Here is a 7,127-nt window from a genome sequence, read left to right as displayed (position 1 = left end):
GGCTGCTGCTCTCAGGCGCCGACTGGGCCGAGGACCCGCCAGGCCTCGACCGAGGCGGCCAGAAGGTGTACGGCCGCTACCTGCTGCTGCGCACCCTCGCGGCCCTGTCGACCCGCACAATGCTCACGCTTCCCGACGACATTCCACCGCTCGTTCAGGCCGTCTACAGCGAGCACGACGACCAGCCCACGACGTGGCGCCCGGCCATCATTGAAGCGCGCGCGTCCTTCGATGCAGAGAATGCAGACAAACGTGAGCGGGCCTCTGGGTTTCGAATCGCCGACCCAGGCGCGCCGCGCTCGCTGCTCGGCTGGGCCGACGCATCCGCCGGAGACCCCTCGTCCAACGCGCAGGCGGAAGCCTCCGTGCGCGACGCGGAGCCAACGCTCGAGGTGCTCGTGTTGCAAGAGATCGAGGGCGTTCTCGTCACTCCGACATGGTTGGCCGACGGAGGCGGGGAGCAAATCCCCGATAACGGCCTGCCGACCCCGAAGCTCACCCGCACGATCCTCGGGTCCTCCCTTCGCCTTCCCGCCATGATGTGTCGCGGCAAAGATCTCGATGACATCATCGACGCCCTCGAGGCTGCCTATCCGGTGCAGGCTTGGCATCGCAGCAGAGCCCTTCGCGGCGAACTCGTCGCTGTCTTCGACGAGGACATGACCTGCACGCTCGGGCGATTTGACCTTGCCTACAGCCCTGAGGACGGTCTGTCAGTCACACTTCGCACAGCCAGCGCCCACACCGAAAGCGAGGACCGCCGATGAGCGGCAGCTCCCCCGGTCGATTCCACCTCGTCGACGAAGAGTGGATCACCGTGCGCTATCTCGACGGGTCGTCGCGCGACATCTCCATTCACACCGCGTTTCACGATGCTGCCGCGATCCGAGAGATCGAGGGCGAGGTGCCGACGCAGTCGTTCGCGATCCTTCGACTGCTGCTTGCGATCCTCTCGCGCGCAATCGAAACGGACCCCGCGCGCGCGAGCGCCGTTGAATGGAGCGACCTCTGGGCCGACGGCCTCCCGCTTCCTTCGGTTGACACATACCTCGATACGTGGCGGGATCGCTTCTGGCTGCTCCACCCCGAGCGCCCGTTCTTCCAGGTGGCAGATCTCGCCACGGCGAAGGGCGAGTTCAGAGACACGTCCGTCTTGATCCTCGACCTGCCGAGCAACAACCGCCTTTTCACGACCCGCTCCGGATCCGACTCGCTCGCGCTTGAGTTCGGTGAGGCGGCTCGGTGGCTCGTCAACACACAGGCTTTCGACCCGTCGGGGATCAAGTCGGGCGATCCGCGCGATCCGCGCGTGAAGGGCGGAAAAGGCTATCCGATCGGCGTGGCCTGGTCGGGCCATCTTGGCGGAGTCATGCTCGAAGGAGGGTCGCTCGCGCAGACACTCCTCCTCAACCTCGTCCTGCCGTCCGAGGCCTACGAGGCCGGCATTGAATCGAACCCGGCCACCGACATCCCCGTCTGGGAGCGCCCAGACCCGGATACGCCGCTCGACCGGGAACTGCGCCCAACCGGGCCGGTCGCGCTGCAGACATGGCAGTCGCGGCGGATCCGGCTGGTCGCGGACGGCGATCGCGTCACCGCGTGCCTCGTTTGCAATGGGGACGCGCTGACGCCGCAGAATCAACATCGGCACGAGACGATGACGGCGTGGCGGTTCAGCGAACCGCAGACGAAGAAGGCCGGCTTTCCGACGTACATGGCGCGCGAACACCTTCCCGAACACTCGTTCTGGCGAGGTATCGGCGCCTTGCTCCCCCAGCGTCCGAAGATCGACAAAGCGGGGCGCGACGTCTCGCGCCCTCCCGCCGTCCTCTCCGCCGTGACGAACAGGCGCGAGGACGGGGCGATCGCGCCCTCCGACCGCATCCGCCTGCGGGCCGTCGGCGTCGTCTACGGCAGCCAATCGTCCGTCGTCAGCGATGTGATCGATGATCGGCTGAACATGACGGTCGCCCTTTTCGACGGGCAGCGCGCGGATCTCGCGGCGTGCGCCGAGAACGCGGTGCATCTCGCGGAAGACGGCGTCAGGGCGCTTCGCCAACTCGCGCAGAATCTGGCTCTGGCCGGCGGCGGTGATGGTGCCGGCGCCTCTGCCGCTGCCGAGGCGGAGGCGTACGACGCACTCGATCGCCACTATCGCACGTGGCTCGCGACGCTCGATGAGTCGACGGACGCGGTGACCGCGATGAGCGAATGGCGCGGTCGCGCCGACGACGTGCTCCGCCGCCTGGGGCGCTCGCTCGTCGCATCGGCGAGCACCGCTGCTTGGTCCGGCCGCGAAGTCCGAACACGCACGGGCAGCATGTATCTCACGACACCACTCGCCGAATCCTGGTTCCTCGGTGCGCTGCGCAAGACGCTCGGCGACGGCGAACTCACGACAGAGGAGACACCCGCATGATGACCTTGTCCGAGCGCGCCGAGCGGACCGCCTCGGTCACAGATGCGCGCGTCCGAACCCTCCAGAGCGCGTACCGCCGCGACGTGAGCGGCGCTGTCTCGACCCTCGCACAGCTGCGCCGTGGCGTGGGCACAGAGTTCGGCCACAACTTCACCCTCATGGGCATCGCGCTCGACGGCGTCAACGACGATCTCACCGCGCCCCGCGCCGCCGAAGCCGAGGGTCCATCACCGGAGGAGCGAGCATTCTTTGCTGCGCTCACCCTGTATGCGACGCATCAGCAGTCGCACCGCGACAAGTCGATGCACCAGTCCGGTTATTCGGTCGGGCGGTCGAGCCGCATGCTCTCCAGCCGCTACAACGTGGAATCCACCCGCGCACGGTTCACCGCCCTCGGCACCGCCGTGACCTGGGATGAGACGCTGCACCACGCACGCGGCCTCATCCAGCAGCTGCGCGCGGCGGGGGTCCCACTCGACTATGCGGCTTTCGCTCGCGATCTCTTCGACATCCAGACCGGACACGCTGACCGCGTCCGGCTGCGCTGGGGACGCGCCTTCTACCGCACCCCGGTCACAGACGACACCACCGAAACCGCCCAGGCCTGATCCGCCGGCATCCCATCACAGGAGCACTCTCATGGCCCGCACCATCATCGATCTCAGCATCCTCCACACTGTCCCGCCGTCGAACATGAACCGCGACGACACCGGCAGCCCGAAGACGGCAGTGTACGGCGGGGTCCGCCGGGCACGCGTGTCCAGTCAAGCCTGGAAGCGCGCCGCGCGCGATGCATTCGCCCGCTACCTCGACCGTTCCGAGCTCGGGGTGCGCACCAAGCGCGTCGTCGAACTCCTCGCGGACGAGATCCGCCGGCAGAACGATGCAATCGACGAGGAAACCGCCGTCGATCTCGCCACGCAGTGCCTCGGCACCGCCGGAATCAAGCTCACGAAGGCGCGGGGATCCTCAGACGACAACCCGCTTCTCGACGAGTCCGGGTATCTCCTCTTCCTCAGCACCCGACAGATCGAGCGCGTCGCCGCCGCAGCTGTCTCTGCCCACGCCAGTAATGACCCAAAGGCCGCGATCAAGGCGGCCAAGGTCAAGACGCTGCTCAACCAGGAGCACTCGATCGATGTGGCGCTGTTCGGCCGCATGATCGCCGACGTCACCGACCTGAACGTCGATGCCGCGGCCCAGGTCGCACACGCGATCAGCGTGCACCCTGTCGAGACTGAGTTCGACTTTTTCACCGCGGTCGACGACCACAAGCGCGCTGACGAAGAAGAGGACGCGGGGGCGAGCATGATCGGCACGGTCGAGTTCAACTCCTCGACGCTCTTCCGATACGCGACTGTCGATGTCGATGCGCTGCAGCGCAACCTCGGCGACGCCGACGCAACCAAGCGTGCGGTTGAGGCCTTCGTGCAGGCATTCGTGCGCAGCATGCCATCGGGCAAGCAGAACACCTTCGCGAACGGCACCCTGCCCGACGCCGTCGTCATCGCGGTGCGCGACACACAGTCAGTCAACCCCGTGGGCGCGTTCGAGAAGGCGATCGTGAGCAACTCGCGCATCGGCGATGCTGCTGTGAAGCTTGCCGAGCAGGCCCAGCTCACCGACGAAGCCTATGGCACGACACCTGTGAAGGCTTGGGTTGCACGTGCCTCGACGTCGGCCGAGCCGCTCGATGCCCTCGGCGAGCGCGCTCCGCTCGACGACGCCGTCGCCAGCCTCGGGACGCTTGTCGCCACCCGTCTCGCGGAAAACAAATGACGACCCTCCTCATCGAGCTAGCGGGCCCGCAGCAGTCGTGGGGATCCGCCAGCCGCTTCGCACGGCGATCGACCGAGATCGCGCCGACGAAGAGCGGCGTGATCGGGCTGATCGCCGCCGCGCTCGGGCTCGAACGCACGGCGGATCTGTCGCGATTCTCGGACATCCGCTTCGGCGTGCGCATCGACCAGCCCGGGGTCGTGGAGCGCGACTTCCATACCGCACGCTCGCGCGACGGCCAGTCGTTCCCGCTGTCGAACCGCTATTACCTTGCGGATGCGGTGTTCGTCGCGGCGATTGACACGGATCCCGCATCGGCTGAGGAATTTGCGGTCGCGCTGCGGGCGCCCCAGTACCCGCTCTTCCTGGGGCGCCGCGCGTTCCCTCCGGCCGGCCCCCTCCGAACGAGCATCTTCGACGACGCACTCGAGCGTGCCTTGGAGAGCGAGCCCTGGCGCGCGCGGGAACATCACCGCAAGCGGACACCCGGACCGGTGGTGACCCTCGAGGTGCTGCGCGACGCGGCTCCCGACGAGACGCCGCACCTGTCGCTCCGCGACGTGCCGGTGAGCTTCGACCCGCGCCGTCGACTTCATGCATCCCGCGACGTCGTTCAGACGACCGTATCGCTTCCCCACCCGGATCCGGCGCCCACGCGCTCCTCGCACCCCGCCTCTCCGCTTCTCGGTTCCGCGACCGACCACGATCCAGGCGTCCTCCTGACCGACGAAGAGGTCTAGATGTTCTTCACTCGCTTCGCACTCAACCTCGCGCGCCGCGACACGCACCGCGTGATCTCATCGCCGCATCGCCTCCACGCGGCTGTGCTCGCAGGGTTCCCCGACACGGAGCCGACGCCAGACGGGCGGATCCTCTGGCGCGTCGACACGACGCGGCACGGCGCGACGCTCTACATTGTGAGCCCGCGTCGCCCAGACCTCACGCACCTCGCGGAGCAAGCAGGCTGGCCGACTCTCGAAGACTCATGGGAGACCCGTCCGTACGACAAACTGCTCGACTCGCTCGAGGCCGGCCAACGCTATCGATTCCGCCTGACTGCGAATCCTGTCCGGCGCGAGCGCCCGGGCGACGGCTCCCGCGGCAAACCGGTCGGCCACGTCACGACGGCCCAGCAGGAGAGGTGGCTTCTCGACCGTACGACCGCGGCGGGCTTCGATGTTCCCGAGGCTGCCGAAGGCGCACGCGACCTCGTGGTCTCGGATCGAAAGACCCTCACCTTCAGCCGCCGCGAGACAAAGGTCACGCTCCGCGTCGCCACGTACGAAGGCACGCTCGCGGTGACGGATCCCGAGGCCCTACGCCACGCCCTCTGCCGCGGTATCGGCCGCGCCAAGGGCTACGGCTGCGGCCTGTTGACGCTCGCCCCTGTGCGGTGACCGTATGAATATGGGGGCGAGACCTCCCGAGCTTGCAGATCTCGTTCGGGTGCAGGATCGGCTGACATTCATCTATCTCGAAAGATGCCAGATCCATCGAGACGCGAACGCGATCACGTCAACAGACGAACGCGGCATCATTCATATACCTGCCGCCACGCTCGGCGCGCTCCTGCTCGGCCCCGGTACAACCGTGTCCCAGCAGGCCATGGTGCTCATGGCCGAAAGTGGCTCCACGGTCGTCTGGGTCGGCGAAGAAGGCGTGCGGTACTACGCGCATGGCAGGTCGCTCTCTCACAGCTCGCGTCTCCTCGAAGCACAGGCTCGACTGATGGTCAACGAACGCTCCCGATTGCGCGTCGCCCGCGAGATGTACGCGATGCGGTTCGAGGGCGAGGACGTCAAAGGCCTCACCATGCAGCAGCTTCGCGGCCGAGAGGGAGCCCGAGTGCGCCGCGCCTATCGAGAGAACGCGGCCCGCACCGGTGTGCCGTGGACGAAACGAGAGTACGACGTCGAAGACTTCGAAGGCAGTGATTACGTCAATCAGGCGCTCTCCGCGGCGAACACAAGCTTGTACGGCGTCGTCCACTCGGTGATCGTCGCACTGGGATGTGCGCCTGGACTGGGGTTTGTCCATACGGGACATACGCGGTCGTTTGTCTACGACATCGCTGATCTGTATAAAGCCGACCTGACGATTCCACTCGCATTCGACCTCGCCGCGCAGAAACCGCTCGACGTCGGCGCCGAGGCACGTCGTGCGCTGCGTGACCTCATGCACGGCGGCGCGTTCCTCGACAGGTGTGTACGCGACATTCGACATCTTCTTCTCGAAGACGACACCGAGCCCGACCCTGCTGACGACGTCGTCGAACTCTGGGACGGGTCGCGCGGGAGCGTGCCGGGTGGCACCGGGTACGGTGCGGAACGCTGATGATTGTCCTCGTGCTGTCCGCGTGCCCGCTCGGGTTACGCGGCTATCTGACGCGGTGGCTCCTCGAGATCTCGGCGGGAGTGTTCGTCGGTAAAGTCTCCCGACGTGTCCGCGAGCTGATGTGGGAACGCACCGTGGAGATGACCCGAACGGGGCGCGCGATCCTCGTTTACCAGGCCCGGAATGAACAGGGGATGTCTTTCCTCGTTCACGGTCACCACTGGGAGCCCATCGACGTCGAGGGGATCGCCCTGATGTTGCGTCCTGCGAAGGGGAATTCAGGGAGCGGGCCCTCGCCGCATGGACCGGAAGCCACCGATGGGCAGGTGCCCGCACGCGGGTGGAGTAATGCGGCCCGGCGCCAGCGAAGCCGACGAGGGTCGCGGTAGCAGTAGCGCAGACCGCGCTCTCCACCCCGCCACCGAGCGCGGTCACCCAACTCGGCTTCGGACACCAAGCTTGGTGTACTTTGACAAGTTTGGTGTCCGCGCGGCTGGGCCGGCCGCGGGGGGGGGGCGGGCCGCGCCGCGGGGGCGGTGGGGGGGGGGCGGGGGGGGGGCGCGGGGGGGGGGGGGGGGGGGGGTGGGGGGGGGGG

At 67.3% G+C, this 7,127-nt stretch carries 8 protein-coding genes; all 8 read left to right on the top strand.

Annotated elements, in window-relative coordinates:
* Window positions 1-767, top strand: a 767-nt coding sequence (locus Q1J95_RS12875; protein WP_300268179.1) for a hypothetical protein, incomplete at its 5' end; no start/stop codon positions are given.
* A complete protein-coding gene (gene casA, locus Q1J95_RS12870; RefSeq protein WP_300268178.1) occupies window positions 764-2,419 on the top strand; it encodes a type I-E CRISPR-associated protein Cse1/CasA in 1,656 nt (551 codons plus the stop codon). The genes Q1J95_RS12875 and casA, both read left to right, overlap by 4 nt.
* Window positions 2,416-3,027, top strand: a complete 612-nt coding sequence (gene casB, locus Q1J95_RS12865; RefSeq protein ID WP_300268175.1) for a type I-E CRISPR-associated protein Cse2/CasB — start codon at window positions 2,416-2,418, stop codon at window positions 3,025-3,027. Before casA ends, casB begins: the two co-directional genes overlap by 4 nt.
* A gap of 31 nt (window positions 3,028-3,058) precedes the next feature.
* Window positions 3,059-4,198, top strand: coding sequence for a type I-E CRISPR-associated protein Cas7/Cse4/CasC (cas7e, locus tag Q1J95_RS12860; RefSeq protein WP_300268174.1), 1,140 nt, complete (start codon window positions 3,059-3,061; stop codon window positions 4,196-4,198).
* Window positions 4,195-4,938 (top strand): type I-E CRISPR-associated protein Cas5/CasD, encoded by a 744-nt coding sequence (gene cas5e / locus Q1J95_RS12855; protein WP_300268172.1) that lies wholly within the window; start codon window positions 4,195-4,197, stop codon window positions 4,936-4,938. The genes cas7e and cas5e overlap by 4 nt, the downstream gene beginning before the upstream one ends.
* Window positions 4,939-5,595, top strand: coding sequence for a type I-E CRISPR-associated protein Cas6/Cse3/CasE (gene cas6e / locus Q1J95_RS12850; RefSeq protein WP_300268171.1), 657 nt, complete (start codon window positions 4,939-4,941; stop codon window positions 5,593-5,595).
* A 10-nt stretch (window positions 5,596-5,605) separates the two neighbouring features.
* Window positions 5,606-6,532 (top strand): type I-E CRISPR-associated endonuclease Cas1e, encoded by a 927-nt coding sequence (gene cas1e / locus Q1J95_RS12845; RefSeq protein ID WP_300268169.1) that lies wholly within the window; start codon window positions 5,606-5,608, stop codon window positions 6,530-6,532.
* Window positions 6,532-6,921: a type I-E CRISPR-associated endoribonuclease Cas2e gene (gene cas2e, locus Q1J95_RS12840; RefSeq protein WP_300268167.1), complete on the top strand. Its 390-nt coding sequence runs from the start codon at window positions 6,532-6,534 to the stop codon at window positions 6,919-6,921. Before cas1e ends, cas2e begins: the two co-directional genes overlap by 1 nt.
* Window positions 6,922-7,127 lie beyond the last annotated feature (206 nt).

This window comes from Microbacterium sp. (genome assembly GCF_029263575.1).
In the GTDB taxonomy this organism is placed as follows: domain Bacteria; phylum Actinomycetota; class Actinomycetes; order Actinomycetales; family Microbacteriaceae; genus Microbacterium.
The sequence above is the reverse complement of the archived record's forward strand: the minus strand, read 5'-3'. Positions and strand labels throughout refer to the sequence as shown.

What these genes read in the sequence shown, in the direction of transcription:
- cas6e (WP_300268171.1), top strand. Translation starts at nt 4,939, where the DNA reads ATGTTCTTCACTCGCTTCGCACTCAACCTCGCGCGCCGCGACACGCAC.
- casB (WP_300268175.1), top strand. Translation starts at nt 2,416, where the DNA reads ATGATGACCTTGTCCGAGCGCGCCGAGCGGACCGCCTCGGTCACAGAT.
- cas2e (WP_300268167.1), top strand. Translation starts at nt 6,532, where the DNA reads ATGATTGTCCTCGTGCTGTCCGCGTGCCCGCTCGGGTTACGCGGCTAT.
- casA (WP_300268178.1), top strand. Translation starts at nt 764, where the DNA reads ATGAGCGGCAGCTCCCCCGGTCGATTCCACCTCGTCGACGAAGAGTGG.
- cas1e (WP_300268169.1), top strand. Translation starts at nt 5,606, where the DNA reads ATGGGGGCGAGACCTCCCGAGCTTGCAGATCTCGTTCGGGTGCAGGAT.
- cas5e (WP_300268172.1), top strand. Translation starts at nt 4,195, where the DNA reads ATGACGACCCTCCTCATCGAGCTAGCGGGCCCGCAGCAGTCGTGGGGA.
- cas7e (WP_300268174.1), top strand. Translation starts at nt 3,059, where the DNA reads ATGGCCCGCACCATCATCGATCTCAGCATCCTCCACACTGTCCCGCCG.